General features: G+C 43.0%; 24 protein-coding genes. 4 read left to right on the forward strand and 20 right to left on the reverse strand.

Annotation, left to right across the window (positions count from 1 at the left end; all coding sequences use genetic code 11):
- Positions 1-12: 12 nt before the first annotated feature.
- The 10 genes from NYR53_RS25100 to NYR53_RS25145 form a co-directional block, all read right to left on the reverse strand.
- Positions 13-828 (reverse strand): ABC transporter permease, encoded by an 816-nt coding sequence (locus NYR53_RS25100; protein ID WP_261301856.1) that lies wholly within the window; start codon positions 826-828, stop codon positions 13-15.
- Between the two features lie 4 nt (positions 829-832).
- Positions 833-1,828: an ABC transporter ATP-binding protein gene (locus NYR53_RS25105; RefSeq protein ID WP_261301857.1), complete on the reverse strand. Its 996-nt coding sequence runs from the start codon at positions 1,826-1,828 to the stop codon at positions 833-835.
- The gene (locus tag NYR53_RS25110) at positions 1,821-2,249 is read right to left on the reverse strand and encodes a DUF309 domain-containing protein (RefSeq protein ID WP_261301858.1); all 429 of its coding nucleotides are present in this window, start codon (positions 2,247-2,249) and stop codon (positions 1,821-1,823) included. The genes NYR53_RS25105 and NYR53_RS25110 overlap by 8 nt, the downstream gene beginning before the upstream one ends.
- Positions 2,250-2,252: 3 nt before the next feature.
- The gene (yjbM, locus tag NYR53_RS25115) at positions 2,253-3,050 is read right to left on the reverse strand and encodes a GTP diphosphokinase (protein WP_261306517.1); all 798 of its coding nucleotides are present in this window, start codon (positions 3,048-3,050) and stop codon (positions 2,253-2,255) included.
- Positions 3,051-3,076: 26 nt separating this feature from the next.
- Positions 3,077-4,177 carry a quinone-dependent dihydroorotate dehydrogenase gene (locus tag NYR53_RS25120; RefSeq protein WP_261301859.1) on the reverse strand — a complete coding sequence of 367 codons (1,101 nt, stop codon included), beginning with the start codon at positions 4,175-4,177 and terminating at the stop codon, positions 3,077-3,079.
- Positions 4,178-4,332: 155 nt separating this feature from the next.
- Positions 4,333-5,166: a PRD domain-containing protein gene (locus NYR53_RS25125; RefSeq protein WP_261301860.1), complete on the reverse strand. Its 834-nt coding sequence runs from the start codon at positions 5,164-5,166 to the stop codon at positions 4,333-4,335.
- 85 nt (positions 5,167-5,251) lie between these two features.
- Positions 5,252-6,694 (reverse strand): PTS transporter subunit EIIC, encoded by a 1,443-nt coding sequence (locus NYR53_RS25130; RefSeq protein WP_261301861.1) that lies wholly within the window; start codon positions 6,692-6,694, stop codon positions 5,252-5,254.
- Positions 6,695-6,836: 142 nt separating this feature from the next.
- Positions 6,837-7,676 (reverse strand): carbohydrate ABC transporter permease, encoded by an 840-nt coding sequence (locus NYR53_RS25135; RefSeq protein ID WP_261301862.1) that lies wholly within the window; start codon positions 7,674-7,676, stop codon positions 6,837-6,839.
- Between the two features lie 42 nt (positions 7,677-7,718).
- The gene (locus NYR53_RS25140; RefSeq protein ID WP_261301863.1) at positions 7,719-8,624 is read right to left on the reverse strand and encodes a carbohydrate ABC transporter permease; all 906 of its coding nucleotides are present in this window, start codon (positions 8,622-8,624) and stop codon (positions 7,719-7,721) included.
- Between the two features lie 86 nt (positions 8,625-8,710).
- Positions 8,711-10,066, reverse strand: a complete 1,356-nt coding sequence (locus tag NYR53_RS25145) for an ABC transporter substrate-binding protein (RefSeq protein ID WP_261301864.1) — start codon at positions 10,064-10,066, stop codon at positions 8,711-8,713.
- 370 nt (positions 10,067-10,436) lie between these two features.
- On the opposite strand from NYR53_RS25145, the gene NYR53_RS25150 reads away from it, so the two are divergent.
- Positions 10,437-10,571 (forward strand): hypothetical protein, encoded by a 135-nt coding sequence (locus NYR53_RS25150; protein WP_261301865.1) that lies wholly within the window; start codon positions 10,437-10,439, stop codon positions 10,569-10,571.
- Positions 10,572-10,716: 145 nt separating this feature from the next.
- On the opposite strand, the gene NYR53_RS25155 is transcribed toward NYR53_RS25150, so the two are convergent.
- The 7 genes from NYR53_RS25155 to NYR53_RS25185 form a co-directional block, all read right to left on the reverse strand.
- Positions 10,717-12,261: a L,D-transpeptidase family protein gene (locus NYR53_RS25155; protein ID WP_261301866.1), complete on the reverse strand. Its 1,545-nt coding sequence runs from the start codon at positions 12,259-12,261 to the stop codon at positions 10,717-10,719.
- 131 nt (positions 12,262-12,392) lie between these two features.
- Positions 12,393-14,015, reverse strand: coding sequence for an NHL domain-containing protein (locus NYR53_RS25160; protein WP_261301867.1), 1,623 nt, complete (start codon positions 14,013-14,015; stop codon positions 12,393-12,395).
- Positions 14,016-14,055: 40 nt separating this feature from the next.
- On the reverse strand, positions 14,056-15,843 hold the full coding sequence (locus NYR53_RS25165; protein ID WP_261301868.1) for a FecR domain-containing protein: 1,788 nt from the start codon (positions 15,841-15,843) through the stop codon (positions 14,056-14,058).
- 27 nt (positions 15,844-15,870) lie between these two features.
- Positions 15,871-17,718 (reverse strand): adenylate/guanylate cyclase domain-containing protein, encoded by a 1,848-nt coding sequence (locus NYR53_RS25170; RefSeq protein ID WP_261301869.1) that lies wholly within the window; start codon positions 17,716-17,718, stop codon positions 15,871-15,873.
- 170 nt (positions 17,719-17,888) lie between these two features.
- A complete protein-coding gene (locus NYR53_RS25175) occupies positions 17,889-18,122 on the reverse strand; it encodes a ferredoxin (RefSeq protein ID WP_047686106.1) in 234 nt (77 codons plus the stop codon).
- 74 nt (positions 18,123-18,196) lie between these two features.
- Complete coding sequence (gene mobB / locus NYR53_RS25180) at positions 18,197-18,694, reverse strand: molybdopterin-guanine dinucleotide biosynthesis protein B (RefSeq protein WP_261301870.1); 498 nt, start codon at positions 18,692-18,694, stop codon at positions 18,197-18,199.
- 6 nt (positions 18,695-18,700) lie between these two features.
- The gene (locus NYR53_RS25185) at positions 18,701-20,002 is read right to left on the reverse strand and encodes a DNA polymerase IV (protein ID WP_261301871.1); all 1,302 of its coding nucleotides are present in this window, start codon (positions 20,000-20,002) and stop codon (positions 18,701-18,703) included.
- Between the two features lie 214 nt (positions 20,003-20,216).
- Between NYR53_RS25185 and cimA the strand changes: the two genes are divergently transcribed.
- Entirely contained in the window at positions 20,217-21,836 is a 1,620-nt protein-coding gene (gene cimA / locus NYR53_RS25190) for a citramalate synthase (protein ID WP_261301872.1), read from the forward strand.
- A gap of 54 nt (positions 21,837-21,890) precedes the next feature.
- On the opposite strand, the gene NYR53_RS25195 is transcribed toward cimA, so the two are convergent.
- On the reverse strand, positions 21,891-22,424 hold the full coding sequence (locus NYR53_RS25195) for a TlpA family protein disulfide reductase (RefSeq protein ID WP_261301873.1): 534 nt from the start codon (positions 22,422-22,424) through the stop codon (positions 21,891-21,893).
- A gap of 136 nt (positions 22,425-22,560) precedes the next feature.
- Here NYR53_RS25195 and NYR53_RS25200 point away from each other — a divergent pair, with 136 nt between their 5' ends.
- Both NYR53_RS25200 and NYR53_RS25205 read left to right on the forward strand, forming a co-directional pair.
- A complete protein-coding gene (locus NYR53_RS25200; protein WP_261301874.1) occupies positions 22,561-23,859 on the forward strand; it encodes an MFS transporter in 1,299 nt (432 codons plus the stop codon).
- A 49-nt stretch (positions 23,860-23,908) separates the two neighbouring features.
- Positions 23,909-24,337 carry a M67 family metallopeptidase gene (locus tag NYR53_RS25205; RefSeq protein WP_261301875.1) on the forward strand — a complete coding sequence of 143 codons (429 nt, stop codon included), beginning with the start codon at positions 23,909-23,911 and terminating at the stop codon, positions 24,335-24,337.
- Here NYR53_RS25205 and NYR53_RS25210 read toward each other — a convergent pair.
- Both NYR53_RS25210 and NYR53_RS25215 read right to left on the reverse strand, forming a co-directional pair.
- A complete protein-coding gene (locus NYR53_RS25210; RefSeq protein ID WP_261301876.1) occupies positions 24,331-25,065 on the reverse strand; it encodes an exonuclease domain-containing protein in 735 nt (244 codons plus the stop codon). The genes NYR53_RS25205 and NYR53_RS25210 overlap by 7 nt on opposite strands.
- A 47-nt stretch (positions 25,066-25,112) precedes the next feature.
- Entirely contained in the window at positions 25,113-26,195 is a 1,083-nt protein-coding gene (locus tag NYR53_RS25215; protein WP_261301877.1) for a DUF294 nucleotidyltransferase-like domain-containing protein, read from the reverse strand.
- Positions 26,196-26,212 lie beyond the last annotated feature (17 nt).

Genomic DNA, 26,212 nt, shown 5'->3' on the forward strand with positions numbered 1-26,212 from the left:
ATCGTTCCTCCCTCATCCGCCCACAGCGCCATACTTCTTCATCCCTTGCCTCCACATGAACCGAAACGTTACAAGAAGGACAATAAGCCAAATAAGCTGTATCGCAAAATTGTGAAATATAGCGGACGATCCTAGCTCAAGCTTGCCTGTTAGCAGCTCAACTGGAAACCCGACGGTTCCATAGAAAGGCAGCCAGGCTGCCATTTTTTCAACCCAAGAAGGAAACATACTCAGCGGGGCTAACCGACCAGCAAGAAACAAATGAATACCCTCATATAAACTATAGATCGCAGTTGCCCTGTTCGTCCAAAAAGCCATCAAACCAAACTCGAAACCGATTAGAAAGCGGACTGCAGAGGAAAGCACAATAGCGAAGAACGAAAGTATAATTATTTCCAGGGAAATAGTCAACCTGAGCATAGGTACAAACGCAGCAGCTATCGCCCATGCGGGGATTAGCAGAACAGCAAAAAACAGCTTATATACGAGGTTTTGAGAGATACTCCAATGAACCGGATGGAAGGGACGTACGATCTTGGTGGAGAGCGACCCGTCCTGAATACTGGCATCCAGCTCCCACACATCCCATGTACTCGTTAATCGATCTACAAGAAGTACTCCCAGAAAATACACCATATAATCATGTGCGGTATATCCTCCAATGGAATTGTTATCGCTTATCGAAAGCCAAACAGCCATACTGACCAAAGGTTGAATGAATGCTCCTATCATCCAAATGAGCGATTCACTTCGATAGGCAAACATAACTGCCCATTCAACTCGAAGCAGTATCCGATATTTTTGCCAAAATAAAGCTAACGCCTTCATGCTCCTAACTTCCCCCTTCGGTACCCGCTTCAAACGCTTGTGCGATCACCGATTCCATGGAAGGATCTTCAATGGTCAAATCCAATACCGTCAAATGGGTTAATAATCGGGCTGAAAGTTCAGAAACTTGCTCTCTCGGCACGTCTAATTCCACATTAGGAAACTCATAATGAAATAACGTCCCTAACCCTTGGGTTACAGCGATTAGCTCTGACTCCCTTACCCGCTCAGCCAATTGCAGACGAACACGCTTATTAGGCGCATACTTATCAACTAGTTGGGAAATTGCACCATCATATAGGAGACGACCTTTTCCAATCACCAGCACTCGCTCACATAACGCCGTAACATCCGCCATATAGTGACTTGTCAGTAAGATGGTCGCCTTATATTTACGGCTGTAATCCTGTATGAATCGGCGCATCACTTCCTGCATATTCACATCCAGGCCAATCGTCGGCTCATCGAGAAATACAATGCGCGGGCGATGCAGCAGCGCCGCTGCCAGTTCACACTTCATCCGCTCCCCCAGCGAAAGCTGTCTAACCGGCTTGCGGATGACTTCTTCCAACTGGAGCAGCTGCACCAAGTCTCCTAAGGTTTCTTCATACTCCCGATCAGGTATCTCATAAATGACTTTATTAACGAGAAACGTTTCCGCTGCAGGAATGTCCCAGATGAGCTGACTTTTCTGTCCCATGACGAGCGAAATCTGCTTCTTAAATTCTTTCTTTTGCTGAAAAGGAACAAAACCGCCAACACTCACTTCACCAGCTGAAGGATGCAGCAGTCCGGTTAAAACCTTCATCGTAGTCGTCTTGCCAGCCCCATTCGGACCCAGAAAAGCCACAATTTCACCTTCGGGTATGGAAAAGGAAACATCATCTACCGCTTTGACGGTGCGGAACTTGCGGTGAAACAGGCTTTTCAAAGAAGCCATGAAGCCAGGCTCTCGCTCATGTACTTGATAAAATTTGCTAAGCTGACGAACCTCAATCATGGCTATCCTCCTCTGCATGCTGGGGTGGATGCAGTTTCACTTCCGCAAGAAGCTCACTCAATTCATCATCTAAAATATGAATGTCCAAATCATACGGGGTAAACGGTTCATTCTCGATTTGCAGCAGCTTCGTTAAGTACTCCCCACTATCTCGGATCAATCTTTCCAAATCAATGCCAAGCGTATGTGCAGGGTATGGTGCTAACTTGTCCAGTCCGGCGCTAAAGAGCTTGATGGAACCGCTTACGTTTCCATTGGCATGATGATAAAGGCCCACTGCAACCTGCAGTAGACCTTGGTATAACGGGCTTCGGCCTTCCTCCAGCCAAAGCTCCTCCATCACTTCATGACATTCGAAATAATCTCGTTGATCATTGAAATAGTATAAGTAAGCTACATATAATCGATCGTAGGTACTCATAGATCAGGTATTGTCTCCTTTTTTCGCTCTGGCGATCGCGGCCTCAATATCGGATGACAGATCACTCAAACCTTCTTCCGTCTCCCATATCTCGTTAAACCTAAGTTGAAATTGAGCGGCTTCCCGAACTCGATGATAGAAATAAAGTTCCTGAATGTTATTGAGTACGATATTTACCAAATTCGAGTTATCCTCAAACATCTTCTGAGACGCAACAATCTCGCCACGAATACTGGACATTTCCTGATCCAACAGATAAGCAGCCTCGGCTGCTTTACTAAGGCGGGCTCTAACCTCAGCTGGCAATTGTTCTTTATATTTATAATTCAAAGAATGCTCGATCGTCGCCCAGAAATTCATGGCGAGTGTCCGAATCTGCACCTCAGCTAATATTCGTTTCATACCTAGAGCGGTTTGAACGGGATATTCAATAATAATATGAAAGCTGCGATAGCCGCTAGGTTTTTTATTAGTAATATAATCTTTTTCATAGACTACATTCATATCCTGTCTGCTTCGAATCAGCTCGGCCAAACGATCAATGTCTTCTACAAACTGACACATAATCCGAATCCCAGCGATATCCTCGATCCCCGACTCTAATTGATCCATCGGGACACTCAAGCGCTTCGCTTTCTCCAGCACACTTGATATCTTTTTGACACGTCCCGTTACGAATTCAATAGGTGCATACTCTTCTCTACTCTTGAGTTCGCCACGCAGTGTCTTGAATTTTACTTTAAGCTCCTCTACCGCTTGTTCATAAGGCAGAAGAAATTTCTTCCAATCTCGTCCATCCATTCTTTTATCCTCCATTCTGAATGAAGTCAATGATGATCTGCGCCGATTGCCTCGGAAATATGTGTATAACCATCTCTTCTCAGCAAATCTTGTAGGCCTTTATTCAAGCTAGCAAGCATGCCGGGTCCTTCATAAATAAAGCCCGTATACACTTCAACTAAACTTGCTCCTGCCCTTATTTTGTCATAAGCATCTTGCGCAGTAAATATTCCACCTGACCCAATGATCGGCAGCTTGCCTTCCGTCAATTGATAGACACGTCTAATGACTTCTGTTGTTCGCTGTGTTAGAGGCTTCCCGCTTAGTCCGCCTGCTTGCTCACGGTTTGGGTGTACCAGCCCTTGTCTGCTGAGCGTTGTGTTCGTTGCGATAATCCCAGAGATACCACTGTGAATCTTAATCGTCTGCACGGTTAATTCAAGCTCTTCATCCGTGAGATCCGGCGCAATTTTAACCAAAACAGGTTTACCCGAATGACCATTCTTCTTCTGTTGAAGCTGCATTTCTGTTGTAACTGCATCTAGTAATCGCTTCAAATCACTCCCATGCTGTAAATTACGCAAATCCGGTGTATTTGGTGAGCTAATATTCACTACAAAGAAATCACCATATGTATATAACTCCCGAATACAAGCTCGATAATCCTCTTCAGCCTGTTCATTCGGTGTCGTCTTATTTTTACCTATGTTAATAGCTACAGGGATGTCCCGTTTACCTGTCTTCATCAAGTTTTTGGCCATCACTTCTGTACCTACATTATTAAAGCCCATTCGGTTGATAAGCGCTTTGTCTTCCGGAAGACGAAATAGCCGCGGCAGCTCGTTGCCCGGTTGCGGCTTTGGTGTAATTGTGCCTACTTCCATGAAACCAAAGCCTAGTTGTGAGAATCCCTTAACAGCCTTAGCATTTTTATCTAAACCAGCTGCCAAACCTATTGGATTTGCGAATTGTATTCCCCATAATTGTTGGGCCAAGAGTGGTGAATTGGGCACTCCATACATGGATTTGAGCAGTTGTTTCCCACCTGGAAAGCTCACTACTGCACTTAGCCCGTCAATCGTAAGATGATGTGCCTTCTCCGGATCCATTCGGAACAAGATTGGTTTTCCTAACTTCTTATACAGCATGTCCTATGCACTCCGTTCTCTAATGACTCTAACAGTCAGTTTAGCTGACAACGTGCAAATATGCAATCCACTGAATAGCATTTCACCTCTATTTCAAACAAAAAATCCCCGCTCCATGAAGGTTGCAAGGGAATCCAGATTAACTATTTATCAACCTATGCTTCTGTACGTTGCAGCAGTCTTTCCAGATGCATCGTCAAGTAACCCGTTTCATCGTCAGGCACTTCTAATTGAAGAGAATCACTCAGCATCAGAGATAACACCTTCGCCTTTACATATGTGTCTCCATACTCCTCTTTAATCTTTTCAAGCAGCGAGTTCTGGAGCGTCTTTTTTTGTTTGACCCGTTCAATCACACCTTTTAAGTGACTAATGAACCGCAGCGTTGAGAACGAATCATCGAAATTAAAACCTAATTCTTTGGCGGATTCGATCGTCTGTGACACTACTCTGACTACCGCTAAGGAATCAGAAGCTTGCTCTTTTTTACGTGCACCATTGAAATGCATGGCTAAGAAGGCAACTTCATCTTCCGGCAATTTCACATCCAAATGAGTATTAAGGAAATCTACGGACTTCTTGGCTACTTTGTATTCCTCCGGATACATATACCCAATTTCATAAGCGAATGGATTTGTGATGAAAATGCCGCGTTTTTGTCGCTCAACAGCAAAGTTAATGTGATCAACCAGCGAGGCGTGAATCGTTTCGGAGAAATCGCCTTCCAGCATGCTTTGCGCATAAGCGATGACTTCCTCCGTAATCCCGATAATTTTCAAATCAACCGCATTCAGAATTTGTTCGTAGTTTTTAAGAACTTCGGATGTATGCAGAAGAAATTCTTGTGTAATTTCGCCTTCGCTAATGAGCATTCCTGGCGTTTTTTTGAATCCAATTCCTTTACCGAAAGCAATGGAATTTTTCCCTGATGTCAAATGTGCCATCACCACATTGTGTGACAGTACATGAATGATCGTCCGTTCAATCATAAGACACCTCCTAATCTTTGTTTCGGGGTCCCCGCAAAGTAATCGGAATAGACTTCAAAGGCATACGTCACTTTGTGGGGTAAATTTAGGCTTGTCCTGATTTCTCTTTTTGAAGCAAGGGTTTAATACTTTCTCTAATTTGCTCCGATTCTGTACCAAAAACGACGTGCACGTTCCCTTTACCCAGTCTGATTACCCCAATAGCGCCAAGCTCTTTAAGCTCGCTGTCCATGATCAGATTCTCTTCATTCACCAAGAGTCGGAGTCGTGTAATGCAAGCATCGATCGAAATAATGTTAGAAACACCGCCAATATGCCTTAGAATGCTGGTTGGACGGTCTTCTTTCTTTTCTTCGATAGCCTCGATAGCATCTCCTGTTTCAATCTGAGCTGCTTCGTCCTGAGCGGGCACTTTGAATGGAAAGAAATGCAGATAGGTCCGAAATACAACATAATAAAGGAAGAAATATCCTAATCCAACAAGGATAATCCAATAAGGATTCGTAGATTGATGCCAGCTAAGAACGAAATCAATAAATCCGGCTGAGAATCCAAATCCCATTTTCACCTGAAGCATATTCATAATCACCATGGAAAAGCCAGTTAAAACGGCATGTATCAGATACAAACCTGGCGCAACGAACATAAAAGCAAACTCTATTGGCTCTGTTATGCCTGTAAGGAAGCTGGTTAATGCTGCACTAAGCATCACAGGAACAACAAACTGACGGTTAGTAGACGAACTTCTACTTAAAGCTAAGGCTGCTGCAGGAAGCCCAAACATGATCACGGGATAAAAACCTGTCATGAATAGTCCCGCTTCTGGATCTCCAGCAAAAAATCGAGAGATATCGCCATGCAGCATTTTACCCGTTGGTGTGGTGTAGTCTCCGATTTGAAACCAGGCTATATTATTAATAATATGATGCAAACCCGTTGGAATTAGAAGCCTGTTCATTATTCCATAGATAAATACGCCAATGTTCCCATTATCAACAATCCATAACCCGATTACACTTATGCCCTTCTGAACTGGAGGCCAGATGAAACCCATCAACACCCCTAGGAAAACCATGACCAAAGATGTAATTAACGGAACGAATCGCTTTCCTCCGAAAAATCCGAGCGCCTTGGGCAGACGTGTATGTTGGAACCTGTTAAAGAACGTGGCAGATAGTATGCCAACGAGCATGCCGCCTAGAACCCCCATATCCAGTCGTTCCGCGGAGTCGGTCCCTACTTGAAAATGCTTCAAGACATTGTCGAACACTAAATAGCCAACCGCTGCAGCAAGTGCCGCTATCCCGTCTCCGGACGTAAGTCCAATAGCTATACCAATAGCAAAGATGAATGGCAAATTATCAAAAATCGCACTTCCGCCTAACTCAAAAATCTGAGCCACCTGCATAAGAAATGGATCGCTAAACGTCATTTTTCCAATACGAAGAAGAATGGATGCCGCCGGCAGCACCGCAATTGGAATCATCAAAGAACGTCCTATTTTCTGCAATATATACATAGCTCTCATGTCATGTTCCCCTATAAAAGCCTACAAGTTTGGCCGTTTCTTGTTTGCTCTTGCCTATCCCAATTATAGTAGAAAGAACACCCTCCCGAAAGGATAAAATCCTCTAGGATAAGGTGTTTTTTCTATGCAACCCATTATACAGTTATTTCACAGCACCTGCAGTAATGCCACTTGCGATTTGACGCTGAAAGATCATATACACAATCAACGTTGGAAGTGTCGTTATAAGCAGGCCTGCGAATAACGGTCCCCACTCAACTCTATACTGCATTTCTGCTTGCATAACAGCTAGGCCGATTGGAAGCGTGTACTTGGTTGGTTCATTGGTCAAGACAACCCCTAGGAAGTACTCGTTCCAGTTATTTAGCATGTTCGTAATCATCACCGTAATGAGACCCGGTTGAGACAAAGGCAGCATAACACGGAAGAACGTACCGTAATGGGAGGTCCCGTCAATAATCGCCGCTTCTTCAATTTCTTTGGGCAGGGATTTATAGAACCCTACAAGTAAGAAAATTCCAAAAGGGAGGTTGAGTGCCGCATAGACCAAAATTAATCCTAACCATGTATTGATTAAGTGCAAATCATTTAATAAGAAGAACAATGGAATGAGTGCTAACGCGAACGGTATCATCATGGACGAGATGTAGATCGTTAAGAGGATTTTGTTCCCCTTAAAATCATACCTAGCCAGGATATAGGCTGTCATTGCTGCAAGGATCATACCCAAAAGAGTACTTCCAACCGTGACAATAATGGAGTTCATGAAATAGGTGCTAAAATTATATTTGCTCCAAACATAGGAGAAGTTTGACCAAAGCAGCGGAAATTTAGGCAGTGCCCACGGGGCATTTAAGAAAAATTGTTCATTATTTTTGAGCGCATCAAGCAGTGTCCAAATCAAAGGATACAGGACGGCTACGCTCCAAATAAGAAGAATGATCCCGACAGACATTTTGGCTAACGGGCTTTTGATGATCATACGTTGGTTCCCCCTCCTTCAGTATCATTTTCTAGGATGACCTTAATGCATTTCGATGGTTTCTTGGCGCATGATGCGCTGCAGGACAAGGGTAGTAATCAGTGAAACGACTAAAATCATGACACCGATGGCTGCTCCATAACCGAAATGATATTGTTGAAAAGCCATCCGATACAGATATGATCCCATAACTTGGGTCGTATTATCAGGCTGTCCGCCATTTGTCATTAATTGAACAATGACGAATGATCCATTGAGTGTCGTAATGACAATGTTAACAATAGAAACCTTAATTTGCTCCCAGATGAGCGGCATAGTAATGTGACGGAATTGCGACCATTGACCAGCTCCGTCTATATTAGCTGCTTCATAGTAGGAAGCAGGAATATTCACGATTGCAGCAATCATCAAGATCATATAGAAGCCGATACCAGCCCAAATCGTTGGGGGTAATAGCATCCAGATCGTATGCTGTGGAAATCCTAACCAAGTAATATCGACTTTATTTCCTGTGAATAAAGACAAGAACGCATTCAGGAATCCAATTTGCGGATTATAGATGAAGTTCCAGAGCACACCAATAACAACAACTGAGATAACATTCGGGATAAAGAATATGGCGCGGAAGAAGCCTGAGCCTCTCAGTTTGAATCGTGTTAGTGCAACAGCGAAGAACGTCGCCAGAATCATAATGCCAATGACTTTACCTACGACTAAAAAATAATCATTCCCGATGGCTCTAAGTACAATGGGATCCTTAAATAATTCCACGAAATTATCAAACCCAATAAACGTGCTATTCTCTGACATTCCAGACCAATCATAGAATGACTTCTGCAAAGCCTGTATAACAGGGTATATCGTAAACACACAGAAGAAAAGAAAAGTCGGAATGATGAATGAAGCGATGAACAAATTCCGTTTCCACATTTTCGACTTGGTCTTCATTCTATCCTCACCGTCCTATCATTAAAATGGCGGAGAACGCCTAAGGCTAATGCCTTCCTAGTTCTCCGCACTGCTTCATTCAGTTCCTACTTCTTTTGTTTCGCTACGACATCAGTTACACGTTTGACCCACTCTTCAGGCGTAATTGTACCAATCGTCAATGCCACTGTTGCATCCTGCATCGCTTTGTCAACGTCTGCCGCGAAGGAAACGGTCGGCACTACAACTGTATCAGGAGAAGACAAGAATTTCGCTGCATCTTTAACGAAGTTAGGTGCTTTGGAGGAGGAGATGTCACCTTTTACGTTGGAAGGAGCGCCGCTCAACTCAGCCCATTGGGAAGCTTGTGTTTTAGAGAAGACGAATTGCATAAACGCTTTTGCTGCATCTTTGTTTTTCGCTTTTTTCGCAACTGCAAACGTAGAAGTCGAAGTATTCGCTACAACTTTTCCACCTTTATCTTGTGTGATGGATGGAATGAATCCGAAATCGAAGGAAGCTGGTACGTCTTTGGCCATTTCGTTTGGCAGCCATAGACCGTTCGGGATGAATGCATCTTTGTGCTGCAGGAACAAGGATTGGGAATCCGTGTGGTTAATTTGTACGGATGCTTTATCGATGTAACCTTTGTCACGAAGCTGAACAATTTTATTAAGACCTTTAATAATAGCAGGGTTTTTCCAAGCTTCTAGATTATTTGTAGACATGTCTTGCAGTAATTTGTAGTCATTATTGTTCGCAGATACGATAGCTGGAAGTAAAACACCACCGTTGATGTAGTAAGGATATTTACCCGTGTGGATGAAAGGATTAATGCCAGCACCTTTAATTTTCTCACTTACCGCTAAGAATTCTTCGAAGTCTTTTGGCTCTGCCCAACCTTTGTCTTTGAACAGGGCTTTATCGTAGAAAATACCCCATGAGCTCATTACGAAAGGAACATTGTAGATTTTGCCATCAAACTCTTGTGGTTTTTGAGCAAGCAAATCAATGATTTTCTCGCCGTCAACGTTTTTAGCATCTTTGATCCAATCCGTCAAATCTTCCAGCTGTCCGTCTGTAACCATTTGGCGATCGAACAACTCAGGTCCGTCAATGTATACGAAATCAGGTGGGTTACCAGCGATCCAACGGGGTTTCATCTGTTCGTTGATTTTTGGTCCCGCACTTTCTTTAATTTTCAGATCAGGGTTTGCTGCTTGGAAATCAGCAATAACTTTTTTCCACCATTTGTCGCCATAACCGCCAACAAAGTACTGGATTTCAAAATCACCGGTTAATTTCTTAGGACCAGCAGCTGTTGGAGCGGCAGTAGCAGCTGTCGTTGGCGCCGCCGATGCAGCTGGTTTTGTTGTTTCCACTGGTGTAGATTTACCACAGCCTGCTGCTACAAGTACCATGGAGGCAGCCAAGCCCATTGTTGACCATTTTTTCATATTCATGTGTTCATCTTCTCCCTTTTTTAATAAGTCTGATGGTTATTTATGAAGTAGCGTTTTCCTAAATTTAACTTTCCTTGTCGTTTGCGCTACCAACTCCCTTCAGGTTTTATCATTTTGACAAAAATAAAAAGGGCATAGTTATAGAAGAAATCTTACATTCTTCAATAACTAATGCCCTTACGGTAACATGTTATTAAAACTGACATATTTAATTATTATAGGTGTTTCGTGTGACTAAATCTTACAATAAAATGACATGGTCGTCAATACTTGATTTTAAAAATCATTTTTACATGCATATTCTATGATCGACCCTACTTATGCTATGATAGAACCATATTCTTTAATCCCCAAGGAAAAGGTGATTCCTATGTCCAAACGTAAACCGATGATGTCCAGTCGTAGAGCCAAAGAAGAAGTCAATAAGAAAGCGATCATTTGGACAGGATCCATAATGCTTGTTGTCATCATTACTATGACATTACTGATCATTTTGAACAAATGATTAGGAAAGAAGTGATTGAATTCATCACATTTTGAATTGTAATCGCTTTCTAGATCGTTGTCAAGGGTAAACCTTGGGAACGCCAGGGCAACGACAAAAAACCGTCTGAAGCACATTCAGACGGTTTTTGACATGTTCCACTGTGTTAATCAAGCCATTTATATTTCTTACTAGGATTGCTGTCATTGGTCTGCAATGGAAGGCCAAAGGATTGATCTGGCTTCCCTCCCCCGGCTCCAAGTCCTGGGCTTCCGCCGCTATTACTAGCATCCGAATTTGATGAGGGAGGTAATACCCCTTTACCAATCGTCACTTTCGTTTCATGAGTTACCATGTTATAGAGCTCTTCAATGTCCGCTTGCTGCATACGAACGCAGCCATGCGATTCATCTTTCCCGATACTGGAAGGCTTATTCGTACCATGAATCGCATAAAGTGTATCCGACAAGGTCATTCCACGGCTGCCAAACTCTCCATTCGATTTGCCATTCGGATTGCGCACCTTTTCACTAATGACGAACTCCCCCTGCGGCGTCTTCTCTCCTCCTAAGCCAACGGGATAGCTTCGGATGATGAAATCACCACTAACGAGAGCCAAGCGATGCTTATCGGTATCTATAACAATCCTAAGCGGTTCTAGCAGTGGGGCTGCGGAAGCTTTCGGTTGCGAACTAGATGGCGTGGCCTGATCTTTGAGCGCCGGCTGCTCATTTTTTTCCGCCGTTTGTACCGGATCCTGTGCTTTCCCCACTTTTGCGCTTTCATTAACCTTACTCACAGCTTGAGGGAAGGCCTCCTGCATTTCAGGAGAGAGTCCTGGCAAGAGATTATCTGGGTAAGGTTTCGTAAGCTGTTCAGGTTTCTCTGGCAGCGTTCCCGTCTTTTTTTGGTAGGCCTGGATTGCGCTTTGTAAGACAATAGCTTGCTCACGTTCATGCATCCAATTATCTATGACGGGAACAAGCGCAGAGCTATCTGCGGCCTGACAGGAACAAGTCTGAGACTGGTAATACTTTAATGCCGCTAAACCCCCGCCCCCACTTTCCACGCTGATCAAAGGCTTAACCGACCTGTTCCACTCGTTCCATTTACCATCTGCACTCCGGGGAGCTTCCATGATGACAGATTCCCCAGCTCCAGATCCTGAGGATGACATTACTTGCTGAAGCTTCTTGCCCCAATCTCCATTAGAGAAATAGAGTTTCAATCCAGAATGCCCTTCCTGTTTAGGTGTTGTAGATGCAGGTGCATTCGCTGCCACTGGACCTGCACCAGCAGTTTCATGAGGTATGGCGCCCATATCCTCCTTCGCTGCTAAATCCATTGCTGCAGGAACAGCTAGCAGGAGTAGAATGACCATTAACGGCATCCATTTCCCTTTACTGCTGGACTTACTTTTAACAGCTCCCTCGGTAGTGCCTTTATGTAAGGCCGAAGCAGGCGAAGTAGGTAAAGGTCCTTCTATCGTTATTTTCTGACGTTCGAAAGCCTCATAGATTTCCCCAGACTGCGCGAAACAATACGCTGCTTTGCCCTCTTTTCCTTGCGCTGCGTATTCTCTGCCCAATAAGTACCAAGCCATTTTATGATCAGGATGTTCTTTCACATATTTTTTGAGATATAGAGGATCTTCGATCGGATTATGTTGGAAAAATCGTTCCACTTGATCAATGCGATTCTTGTCCTTCAATCTAGAAAACCTCCTATCGACTACTTTGTAACTCTCTTTCATTTATCGGCAAATATTACCTAGAGATGAAGTCATGAAAAAAAAGAGCCTGGACAAAGGTTTCCCCCTGCCAAGCTCGTCTTGCGTATTCCTTATTTCACAAATGATTTCGTGCGTAAAATGGCTGTTTGGTGTGCCGCATCCCACTGTACATCCAAGCCAATTTGCTCTGCGAAGAAACGCACCGGCACATACGTACGGTCTTGTTTCACATAAGGAGAAGCATCCGTCACTTGTTTGACGTCATCTTGTCCCGCTTGCTTAAGCACAACGTTGGTTTCACCAATCGTTAGCTCAACCGTAACATCACCTTTGATAAGCTGAACGACTGATTTCCCAGCTAACTCGACATATTTGACTTCATAGCCAAATGCTTCACCTATTGCACGAACTGGAACCATTGTACGTCCACCCATAATCTCAGGCAATGCATCGAATGAAATCACTTTATCACCATTTACCACTTTAACTTGGTTATCGTTTGCTAGACTTCCCGGCAAGTGGTAAGGAGTTATTCTACGAATTTTGTTATTAGAAGAGTCTGCTACCACAATATTACCTTGAGCTGTTACAAGAACATCGCTCGGATTGTAGAACTCAGCTGCTTGTTCCACGCCATCCGCTTCACCAGTTTGGACTGTCCCAGCAATTGTTGAAACCTTTCCATTCAGCAAATAACGAATCACATGATTCAGACTATCAGAAATTAAAACTCCACCCTCAGAAGTTACTGCAAGTCCTTTAGGGAAGTCAAACTTCGCTTTAAGCGCATCTCCATCTGCAAAGTCTCCACCTGCATATAACTCATTTTTATCATAGATGGCATGATTGCTTAATTCGGGCGTCGTTCCAGCCACCGTAGTCACAGTCCCTGCTTGGAGGTCAATATAACGAATACGTTGGTTGCCCGTGTCACTTACAAACAAATTGCCTTTGCTATCTAAAACCAATCCAGCAGGTTCATTGAACTTCGCTGTAGCTAAGCTGCCATCTTGAAATTCACCAGCGAATGAAGCTTCACCTGGACGGATTTGAATAGCTCGAGTCGCAGGCGCATTCAAAGTAGAAACACTGCCGTCAACGGCTATTTTACGGATAACATGATTGAGCGAATCCGCTACATACAGAGTTCCATCTGCAGCTGCCGTAACATCACTTGGGTGATTAAAGCTTGCCTCGGCACCTTTTCCATCCTTACTGCCAGGAACGCCATTTCCAGCCAACGTGGAAACTTGCCCATTCGTATCCACTTTGCGAATTGCATTATTTGCCGAATCAGCTACATACACATTCCCTTTAGCATCAACAGCTAATCCTGTCGGCTCATTGAAGAAAGCTTCTGACGATTTCCCATCAACAAGCCCTCCCGTAGGAAAGCCTTGATTATTCTTCGTCACGACAACTTCCGGGCCTGCGAAAGTGGTTACTTTTCCACCTGAAATTTTACGAATGAGATGATTCCGTGTATCAGCAACAAGAATACTGCCATCCGAAAGTTGAACAACGCTGCCTGGAGCACGGAATGCCGCACTTAGCGCATCCCCGTTCTTATCTTCAAAATCGCCGATTCCAGCAAAGGTTGAGACGTCCGATAGGATCTGTCCATTGCTGGATAGCAGGGCATCCGACGACAATCCTGCCGCCCATGCGGATGAGCCTCCCACTAAGGATGCGGCCACTAGGGATGAAACAAATATATGTTTTAAGGGTCTCATTGGTTTCTCCTTTTGGTGTCTTAAAATAATTAATATTTAATCATTGGAGCAAAGTGACAGTTGTCTCAGGTTTCACAGGAATTTCTACTTTCTGAACGTCTACACCATTTTTATGAACAATGACGATTTTTTCGACTTTTATTGTATATGTTGCAGGGGATATGGCCGAAACTTCAGTTGTCCCAACCGAATGACCATAAAACGGAATTGTTACTAACTTTTTAGCTCCATTTTTCACTTCAACGTTATTTGAATTTGGGCCAAAATTTGTCACTGCATACACAAGCTCTTTCTGTAAACCATTCGAATATTCTTTAATATGATCTGCACTATTGCTTTGGCTAAAAATATCCGAATTACTTACCCATGGGTGGTCCCCATTAACATTAAGATAAATATTGGAACCATAGGATAAGTGCAATTCTACACCATAGATTGTATTGTTGCCGACAAAGTCACTCAGATTAATATTTAAATTGAATTCACCAAAACTATTAACAGAGCCAGGCGCAAGGCTAATACTTGGTGTTAGTACGGGATCTGCCCCACCTGAATTCCCCGGATTTTCTCCAGGATTTGGAGCTGGAGTTTTCGTCCCATCCTGTTCTTTCAATCTCGCCTCAGCCTCTGCTTTAGCCTTCTCTTCTGCTGCTTTCTTCTCTTCATAAATCTTTTTCTCTTTTTCTTCCTTAACTTTAAGCGCAGCAGCCAGCTTATTTTTGAGCTCTTCTTGCTTCTTCGCTTCTTCAAGTTCCTTTTTGAGCTTATCATCTATAAGATTTTGAAGTTTCTCTTTCTTTATCTTTTCTTTTTCTGCATCGACACCCGCAGTTTTATCAAAATCTTTAACATTGTTTAAATCTAATTTCTTTTCTTGTTTATCGATTTTTGCATTTGCTTGTTCAATGATTTTATTCAAAGACTCTTTATCAACCTTATTTTCCGCGAGAGCCTGCTTGGCAATATTTCCAATCAAGTTATCTAAGTTTTGTTTCACTTTATCTAATTCAGCTTGATTCTTCACTGATAAAGAAGTCTTATCATCTACGAGTTTACCATCTTCGATTTCTTTCTTTTTCTTAGCAATAAACTCTTCATTTTCTTTATCAATTTCAGCTTTGTTCAGGATAATCTCTTTAATGATTTCAGGCGATGCATTCTTAATAAAATCATTTAAATCAAGGAAATCTACTTTAAGGGACATATCATCCGTTTCATCCCTAGAATCCAAAGAAATTTGTTGAGTCGGATACAAGTATGTAATAGAAGACGTTTGAGTGGAGTCAGCTTCATTTGTCACTGTTGTTGCGGAGACTTTCCCTGCCCCAACCGCCATTTTAATTGCACCTGTTTTCGGATCTACGGTAACGAAGAACTGCGTTCCACGAACACCCATAACAGCTGTTGGCGTCTCAACTTCAAATTCATCATCTGATCCAGCTAAAGACTTCACCTTCACCCATAAGGAACCGGCCCATACTTTAAGCTTGGATTTCTTATTTCCATCTGAGGTATTTAGGTCTGACACGTTAACCTCAGCATTTTCGCCTAATGTGACGTCTGCATCCCCATTGCTCAAATTAAGCTTGACAGATGAGCTAGCTCCTGTGTAAACCGTATCGCCTTGATTTAAACTCATACTTTCATAGGCATCGTACGATTTGGAGCCTCCGCCTTTCTTGATTGTTACATCACCGGTTAATGCCGCAATGACAGCTACCCGAACGGTTTTTGCGTCAACAGGTTTTACAAGCAGCGCTGAGACCAAACTAAACACTAAACAAAAACTTAAAAATAAGGACACGAATGATTTCTTAGTTACTCCCACACTGAATTCCTCCCCAGCATTCATTTATTAGAGATTCCCGATAACCTCATATACGGCCACGGGCTTTTCTTTTCCTTTTACTTTAATTTCACCGATGGATTCTATCTCAAAAAGGTCTTTGACCCTCTCATAGGTCTGTTCGCTGATTAGAATTTGACCTGGTTTCGCGTTCGCTTCTAACCGAGCTGACAAGTTAACCGTATCTCCGATAGCCGTATAATCAAGCCTTAGATCTTCGGAACCAATGTTTCCAACAACCGCAGGTCCACTGTTAATACCCAGACCGAACTTCACTCCGATTCCATACTTTTCAATCAGTCTCTGCTCAAGAATAGTAGCCTGCGACTTCATCTCAATCGCTGCTCGCACGGCCATCTCCGGGTGATTGTCATATTCAATCGGAGCACCGAACATCGCCATGACACCATCACCAATAAACTTGTCTAGCGTCCCGTTAAACTTGAAAATAGCTTTCGTGCATACATCCAGATACTCATTCAATACTTGAATCACTTGCTCTGGCTCTAGTCGCTCCGACATGGGGGTAAACCCACGAATATCTACGAAAATAAGAGAAATATCTTTACGGCTTCCGCCAAGCTTAACATCTTCACCTGACTGCAGCAGCTCGTCTACTACCGTTTTGGAAACGAACCTTCCGAAGATACCGGTTACGCGGTTGCGCTCCTTCCGCTCTTCCAAGTAATGGCTCACCAGTGACCAAATATAGATCATAACTAGAGCAAATTGCGGATACACAAGTGGGGCAAAAGTTGATCCAGCAATGTAGAAGGTCAACCACACGCCACCATAGATCACGAACATTCCTATAAAAATAAATAGGGCTGTTTTGCCTTTATATCTATGAAATAAGAAAATAGCCAGCAAAGAAATTAGTAAGATAATACCTATACCAAAAGGCTTTCTTGTATCTTTATAAAATTTGCTTTCTAATAGTGTTTGAATCATATTCGCATGTATTTCGATCCCAAACATCTTAACAGAGCTGATCGGTGTTGGATATTCATCCTGCATGGCCGTTACGAACGGTCCTACCAGAACAACGCTGCCTTGCAAAGGTAAAGGATTTTTACTATTCAAAACATCAATGAAAGAGAGTGATTCATAGCCTGTTGTTGCATCTACTTTCTGCCTAGGCAGCGTGAAGAATTCTGTCGTAACTTGATTTCTTTCGTTCGTTGGCATTACGATATTGCCGCGCTTCCATTGTCCAGTCGCTTCATCTCGCTTCACTTTGTCCTTATCATCCAGAACTAGGTTCGCTAGCGCAACACTGAACGCAGGTATGTATGCTCCATTCTCATCCGGCAGCCCAACTGGCAGCTTCCGAGCCTTACCATCCTTATCGACAAACACATTAATATGTGCCATTTGCTGTCTACTGGTTGTTAATGTTGGAGTGGGGTAGTCGATTTTCTCAGGCACAAGTTCGCCTGCTTGCTCTTGTTTGGAGGGATAGTTGATTTGGACGGGCATAATGACATTATGATACTTGGCCAAAACGTCAGCCAATGCTTTATCGTCCGCGGGGTTTTTCGAAGGTTCAGCTAACACAACGTCTATACCAATTGCCGCTGCGCCTGACTGCTCTAGCTTCTCTATCAATTGCGCGTAGGTAGTTCGATCCCATGGAAACTTTCCGATAGCTTTAAGTGACTTCTCATCAATCTTCACAATTTTGATGCGATCATCCGGCTGACGTTCATCAACAGATTTAGCTTTTCGCAAAACATCTTGGAGGGGACCTTCAACAAAATAAAACAAGCCGCTAGAGTTAACCGTGTAGAAATATGTCGAAAATAACATCAACACAAGTCCTACTACTAAAGTTTGAATCCATTTCTTCTTACCCATAAGATCCTCCCAATGTTTACTAGCTTCATTGTAAGATGGCACGTAGAAAATGGCAATAAATAGTTACAAGTAAATACAATTTGTATCAAAAAAAGAGCCCAATTCCTTTACAGGAACTGAGCTCTTTCGACATTCTGCGAATCACTTCACAGAATTATGTTTTAAACTTTTTAGCTAAAAGGTGTATCCGCTACTTTAATGGAATCCGTTGGGCAGCCATCTTGTGCATCCTGTAGATCATCAAAAAGATCTTCTGGGATTTCAGTTACCCCTTTGTTGCCATCTCCATCAAAAATTACTTCAGCCAAACCTTCATCATCGTAATCATAGATGTCTGGAGCTGTAGCTCCGCATGCGCCGCAAGCGATGCAAGTATCTTTATCAACAAATGTATACTTTGCCATAATTTCTAACTCCTCCTCAAATTATCCTCAATGTAAAATATAATATAAATACGGACAAAGTTCAAACCTTAAAATTAATTAGTCTCAAAGTATTGTTCAATAAAGTCAGCTATTCCAGGGATATTGTTCAATTCAAAGGAAGGAACTGTCAAATCAAAGTTAAAATCGTCCATATCTGTTGCAAAAGCAATCGGCCTAGGCTCAAGAACCTGAATAATTTCACTTTGCTCTATCGTACGGAAAACAGCAATCTTTGGATGCTTTTCCTTCTTGAAGCCTTCGATAAAAACATAGTCTAAATGCGCATAAGCACTTACCTGTTCTTCTAGGCTTGGATTCCGCTTCCTCTCGAACTTATGAATCCCATCTGGAGATAGGGTTACAACTGCTTCTGCACCCGACTCTACAAAAGTCGTGGAGTCCGCCCCCGCTGCTTCTTTATAATGTCCATGCGCATCATGTTTCATTACTGCAATCCGATGGCCGCGCTGCTTCATCTCTACGATTAGTTTAGCTACTAACGTCGTTTTTCCGCTGTTCGAATAACCGGCAAAGCCAATACAATGAGCCATCTATCGTCACTTCTCCTCTTCTTTGTGAAGGGGATTGTTCCTCAAATGGTCCATTTGCAGGGACGTCCCTCTTGTTTTATGATTTCTAATCATGGTTGAAGGATTATCGCCCATCATTCCTGCCGTTAGAATCGCATTTTCCCCAAATTTATCACGTATTCCGTCCATAATGCGGTTCAAATTTTCTCGTTTAGGCTGCTTTTCATAATCGAATAAATCTAACTGAACGAACGTTTCTTCCTTCACCGTTAGATTCTGCAGCGTAATCCCAAGCAGCCGAACAGGATTGCCTTCCTCCCATTGGGTATCATATAACTCGCACGAGGTTCGAAATATGTCGTCCATATGCTCGGTTGGCGTAGGCAAGGTTACGGATCGCGTAATCGTCCTCATCTCCGGATCACGAATCGTGATTTGGATCGTAGAGGCCATCAACTCCTGCTTTCGAAGCCTTCTTGCTACTTGATCCGCCAGATTTAAAAAAACGCGGTGAATTTCTTTGGTATCGGTAAAATCCTTCGGCAGCGTCGTCGTATGCCCAATTGACTTGCTCTGTTCCTGTTCAGGGTTTACCAGAGAATGATCAATCCCATTAGCCGAACGCTTCAGATGTGCTCCTAAGATACCAAAGTGTTTACTTAGCAGCAACTCGTCCCCTACTGCTAGTTGGCCAAGCGTATGGATGCCAAGCCTCGTCAGCTTATCCGCCGTCTTTTTGCCAATCCCATATAAATAATTGCACGGTTTGTCCCACAATACAGTAGGTACATCCCGTAGACGAAGTACAGATATCCCGTTCGGCTTCTTCATATCAGAGCCCATCTTGGCAAGCAGCTTATTCGGTGCAACGCCAATTGAACAAGGCAGCTTCAGTTCCTTCATAATCTTTTGCTGAATGTTATTCGCGATCTCGAGTGGGGTTCCAAATTGCTTGGACCCTGTAATATCAACGAAGCACTCGTCGATTGACATGGATTCCACCATAGGTGAATAACTATAAGCAATCTGCATAAAACGTCTTGAGAAGCTGCGATATAGATCGAAATCAGGCCTTATCAGTATCAAATCCGGGCATAATTTCATCGCCTGCCTAACTTGCATGCCTGTCTTGATCCCTACAGCGCGCGCAGCATAAGATGAAGTAACAATAATCCCTTTACGAAGCTCAACACTACCAGCAACAGCCAGAGGCTTTCCTTTATATAATTCAGGCTCAACAGCCTCATGAACAGAACAATAGAAGGCATTCATATCTATATGCAAAATGACTCTACCTTGCTTGGGATAATGATGCTGAGTTGTCACCATTTATATTCCCTCCCATTGATAAACAACCAACTATTAGAGCCATTTTCAGCATACAAAAAATTATTCTTTCAAGCAAACGTATTTTTACGTTATGATGTCTTTACCCATACTATTATGGTATAATCGTAAATTATACATTAGCGCTTTAAAGCAAGCACAAGCACCTACACATCAAGCACCGAAGTCACTTTGCTAGCTTTTGAAGGAGGAACCTATGCCAACATCAGTCAAAATCTTCGACACCACATTACGGGACGGTACGCAAGGAGAAGGCATCAGCTTATCCGTCGAGGATAAAATTAAAATTGCCCGCAAGCTCGATGAGCTTGGGGTTCACTATATTGAAGGCGGATGGCCGGGCAGCAACAGCAAGGATATTGAATTCTTTGAACGCGCTCGCGAAATGAAGTTCACCAATGCGAAGATTACAGCATTCGGAAGCACACGTCGTAAAGATTCCATAGCTGCGGATGATATTAATCTGAACAGACTCGTGGAATCAGGCGCTCAGGTAGCAACCATCTTCGGTAAATCTTGGGACTTCCATGTAACTACGGCCATTCAAACTACACTTGAAGAAAATCTTGCCATGATCTATGACTCCGTTCTTTATTTAAAAACCTGCGGTCTTGAAGTCATCTATGATGCCGAGCATTTCTTCGATGGTTATAAGAATAATCCCGAATACGCCTTGCAAACAATCAAAAAAGCACAGGATGCCGGAGCTGATTGGATTGTCCTTTGTGACACAAACGGCGGCTCCTTACCTGGAGAAATAACTGCCATTGTCACTACTGTTAAACAAACTGTCACCACCCCTGTTGGCATTCACGCTCATAATGATTGTGAATTAGGCGTGGCAAACAGCCTTGCTGCTGTACAAGCAGGAGCAGGACAAGTTCAAGGAACCATCAACGGCTATGGTGAACGCTGCGGTAACGCTAACCTCAGCTCCATTATCCCTAACCTTCAGTTGAAGCTTGGCTATTCGGTTATTTCCGAGGAGCAGCTGAAATCGTTAACGCCTGTTTCGAGATACATTAGCGAGATCGCCAACATGCATATGCCTATTAATCAGCCTTATGTCGGGAATGCAGCATTTGCGCACAAAGGCGGTATTCACGTTTCAGCCATTCTCAAGGATGCTAGTACGTATGAGCATACGAAGCCAGAACTTGTCGGCAATAAACAGCGTGTTCTTGTTTCAGAACTTGCAGGGCAAAGCAATGTGCTTGTGAAAGCCCAAGAACTGAACCTTGACTTCAATAGAGAACATCAAAAAACCAAAGAAGTCATCGAAAAAATTAAAGATCTCGAGCATCAAGGCTATCAATTCGAAGGTGCCGATGCCACACTTGAGCTATTGCTGCGCGAAGCTTTCGAAGGTCTAGAAGAGATTTTCACATTAGAATCATTCAAAATGCTCGTTGAGAAGTCCGCAAATCAATCGGTTGTTTCTGAAGCCATTGTTAAAGTGAAGGTTCATGGGGAAACGATCTACACCGCGGCAGAAGGCAATGGTCCCGTAAATGCACTTGATAACGCCTTACGTAAAGCACTGATCCAATATTACCCTGACATTAAGAACGTACATCTCTCCGACTATAAGGTACGTGTCCTTGACATTAAAGGCGCAACTGCCGGTAAGGTTCGCGTTCTAATGGAATCGACTGATTTCAACACAACATGGAACACGCTTGGTGTGTCCAGTAACATTATTGAAGCCAGTTGGTATGCACTCGTAGATAGTTTGCGCTATGCATTAATCGGAAGAAAACGCGTAGAACCAGCAAACAAAGATCAACAAGAGCGCCTAGGTTTAGTAAACCATTAATAAATAAGAAAAGCTGCAAAGATACGCCAACCATCGGCGCTCTCTTGCAGCTTTTTACTCTTTAATGAGACTTGCAATTTTCTTATCCAAATCTCTAGGAGAGAGTACATGAACGACTTCACGAATGACCCCATTTTTATCGATTAAGAAACTGGTTGGAATGGCAACTACCCGATAGGTATCCGCGTTCGTTCCTTGCTTGTCTAACAACACCGGAAATGGGTATTTGTAGGTTTCCACAAATTTCGTTATGTTCTCCATTTTATCACCAGGTGTCACATTGACCGCATAGAGATCAAACTGCCCTTGATATTTGTTATACACATTTACCAAATCCGGTGCTTCTTCCTCGCACGGACCACACCATGAAGCCCAGAAATTAACGAACAAAGGCTTCTCACGCGGTCCACCTACCGTGTATTCTTTCCCATCAAGCCCTTTTAACGTAAACGAAGGAGCCAAGAAATTCACTTTTGGCGCTTGTTCCGTAGGCATAAGCGTCTCTTTATTCTGGCGCTGGGCATTTTGATAAACAGCAAATCCAGCTAATATAACAACCAAGGCGATCACAAACATATTTTTCTTCAAAGCATTTCCACCTCCACTCTGTCTATATTATCTCCAATTCCTCGTAAATTCCAACATTGAGAATGATCCAAAGTATGCTTTCAACTTAAATGGGAAAAGTAAACATACAACCTGTTCTGAAAGGACTCCCATTATCATGACTACAAAAGCAGCCTCGGGCAAAAAATTTTCCAAAAACATATTTGAAGAGAGCCCTGAAAAGAAATCTAAAAACAATTCCAAAAACAATTCCAAGAAAGGTCACATCTGGGAATATGTCGCCATTGCAACAATCCCTTTAGTTCTCGTTCTAGGTAATTCCATGCTAGTCCCTATTTTGCCTGATATGCAGGAAAAAATGGGTATATCCCGTTTTCAAAGTTCACTCGTCATCACCCTATTTTCAATTACAGCCGGACTCATCATTCCTGTGTCAGGTTATTTGTCAGACCGTTTCACACGTAAAGCTGTCATCATTCCTTCCTTGATCATATACGGTTCTGCTGGCGTTCTAGCAGGCTTTGCAGCCGTTTGGAATACCTATCCCCTGTTGATAGCTGCACGAGCGATACAAGGACTTGGCGCCGCAGGTACAGCCCCTATTGCAATGGCACTTGTTGGTGATTTATACAAGGGCGGGGAAGCAAGTAAAGCGCTTGGACTCATCGAGGCATCTAACGGTACAGGCAAAGTTGTAAGTCCTATTTTAGGTTCATTAATAGCCTTAATCAGTTGGTTTGCCCCGTTTTTCGCCTTTCCTATCTTCTGTGTCTTAGCGCTGCTCGCTGTTATCTTTTTGATTAAAGAACCACCCAAAGACAAGGAAGCTGAGCCTCTTAAGCAATATTTGAAACAAATTGGCACGATTCTTAGAGAAAAAGGCCACTGGCTCATCCCTGCGTTTTTCGCTGGCTCCGTTACGCTTTTTATATTGTTTGGTGTCCTCTTTTACTTATCACAAATACTAGAAGAAGCACCTTACAGCATTGAAGGTATACGCAAAGGACTTATTCTTGCTATCCCCTTGCTCGGTATGGTCATCACTTCTTACACGACCGGCGCCTTAATCAAACAAAACGGCACACTCATGCGCTGGTTAATGAACATCGGCCTTATTCTAATGACCGTTTCGTTAGCTTTAGCCATCTTTCTAAATGCCAATCTCTACCTATTCATCGGCTTACTTACGCTCAGCGGTATTGGCACAGGCCTCCTGCTGCCTTGTTTAAATACACTGATTACTGGCTCTGTAGAGCGTGAGCAGCGCGGTATGATAACTTCTTTGTACAACAGTCTCCGTTTCATTGGCGTGGCCTTTGGACCACCACTTTTCGGATGGCTCATGAACATTTCGCACAAAACTATATTCATTACCGTATCTTCCATGGCGCTTCTTATGCTTGCACTCGTGTTCTTCTTTATTAAGCCTAAAGGGGAAATGAATAAAAAAGCATGATATACTAACCTCATTCTAACATGAACCGTTATTAGGAGAGGTGATAGCGTTGAACGTATATATAAATGCAGAGCTATATAACGATCTTATCTCCCATAGCTTTAAGCAACTCCCCGAAGAAGCATGCGGCTTCATTCTTGGCGGACAAGCTCATAACAAGAATGAAGAACTGCATGCGAGTACCTTCATTCCTTTTCGTAATATCGCAAGCACGCCATGGAATCGTTTTGAAATAAACCCCATAGAGATGCTGCCATATCTTATGGACAACAATAACCCGGTGATCGGCCTTTTCCATTCGCACCCGACGGCTCCTCCAGTTCCTTCGGAACAGGATCTACAAACCCTTTGGCATTCTATTCCTACCTACTGGATCTTATCTACACAACAACCACAGCACCCCGAACTACAGCTTTACCAAATAAAAAAAGCCCCCCAGACCACTTATCACAAACTTGCGTTTGTTATCGGTCAGTGATGGCTTAATAAGGCGTACAAATCCCCTAAGGTATCTACATTTCTTGATTTTATTTCCTCCATGAATCTAGACCATAGCTGCGCAGTCATAAGGGAATCCTCAAGCGCATGGTGACGATTCGTTACCGGTATATCATAAGCATGAAGCAGGGAGTCCAAACTCAAATTTTTCCGCTTTGGCATCAACCATTTGGCGATCATCATGGTATCGAGAACACGATGTGATAAGCTCACTTTGGACGTGCGCCATAGGGCTGAATTCAAGAAATTTTTATCGTGCCCGGTTGCATGAGCAACCAGTATTCTCTGCCCAACAAACTCCAAGAAGTCGCTTAACACTCCTATTAATTCAGGTGCGTCAGCTGCCATTTCGTTCGTAATGCCGGTTAGCTCAACAATCTCATCTGGGATCTTACGCTTTGGATTTACCATACTATAGAATGTATGATTACTTTGCACTTCACCGCCAATGACAGAGACGCCTCCGAACGAAATAATTTCATCGCCGTTATACGGAGAGAAGCCCGTCGTCTCCAAATCAAATACGACGATTTCCATCGAGTGAAGCGGTATCTCAAACAAAGAATCTTTCCTTTGCTCCTTCAACATAGATCGAATAAAAGCCATCTGCTGAGCACTCTGCGCATCAAACATGGACGTAAGCGCTGGTGTAAGACCACCCATTTTGTACAAATGCCACATTCGCCCAGCCGGACGCATATCTTTCATCTCGAATTCACCTCTCCCTACCCAATGAAACATAAATCCTGTTATTTCTAACCTTTTTCTGTCTCTATGTGTGAATCGATTGATTTTCTAACGTACTTTTGTAATTCGATCCCTGTACGTAAGCAATGTTTTAATTCTTGCTTTATCTCTTTGGATAGTTGATCTGCGTTTAGTTTCCCTCTCGTTGTATACATCTCATTATCAAGCTGATAAGGTGTCAAATCTCTAAGCTTAAGCGCAACTCCAAAAGCTGCCTGCCATTCAACTGCTAATTGCTTAGGGATGAAAGAGGTTTCCTGCAGCAGTCTAATTCTCTCCAACGTAGATGAATGCATGATCCCTGCTTGGATAGCAAGAAGTCGAATCCCATTTACAATAGGAATATAGGCGCCATACTTAATGTCAAACCCGCCTGCATCCTCCCCATATCTCTCCGTGATCAAATGTCCGAATACGCCCAGTGTTATTCTGTGATGGAGTGTGTTGGACAACAAATACTTTAAGATACTCGGATGCTCCTGAACATAAGCATAAAACTCACCTTTGAGCCGATCTACGAGAGCTTTTGAACCGAAGATACAGCGCATATCAGCAAGGATGAGCAAATAGCGAACATTTTCCCAATCCGGCTCCATAAACCATGCTGTCATCATCTCAATATACAAGGATATCGGCTTTCGCCACTGCTTGTTGCTCGAGATCACATTACCTTCACATGGTGGATAGCCTAAAATATCCAACCCGCGAAGGATACATTCTACAAGTTTGATAAAATAGTCATCTAATTCTTCATCTGTGTGATCTTCACTTTCTTCATAAATAAGTCCGTTATCTTGATCACTCCAAAGCGTTTGTTCACGTCTTCCTCCACTGCCGAGCAATATAAATGCATAAGGAACGGGCGGTTTTCCGAACCCTTCATCCTCCAACATATGTTCAGCCAGTTCTATCGTCCTATGAATAAAGGCATCGTGAATTTGATTTATTTTCCGCCCAATTTCAAGTGAATGAGAGAAAAGGAGATGCTCCCGAAACATCTCATGCACCTGATCTCTGGTTATTCGCATCTCATCGAACTGTTCCGATTGATAGATGCGTTCCAGGATCTGTTCCATTGAGAGATGATTCATGTTGCATCCCCTTTGCT

The organism is Paenibacillus andongensis (genome assembly GCF_025369935.1).
GTDB classification, from domain to species: domain Bacteria; phylum Bacillota; class Bacilli; order Paenibacillales; family NBRC-103111; genus Paenibacillus_E; species Paenibacillus_E andongensis.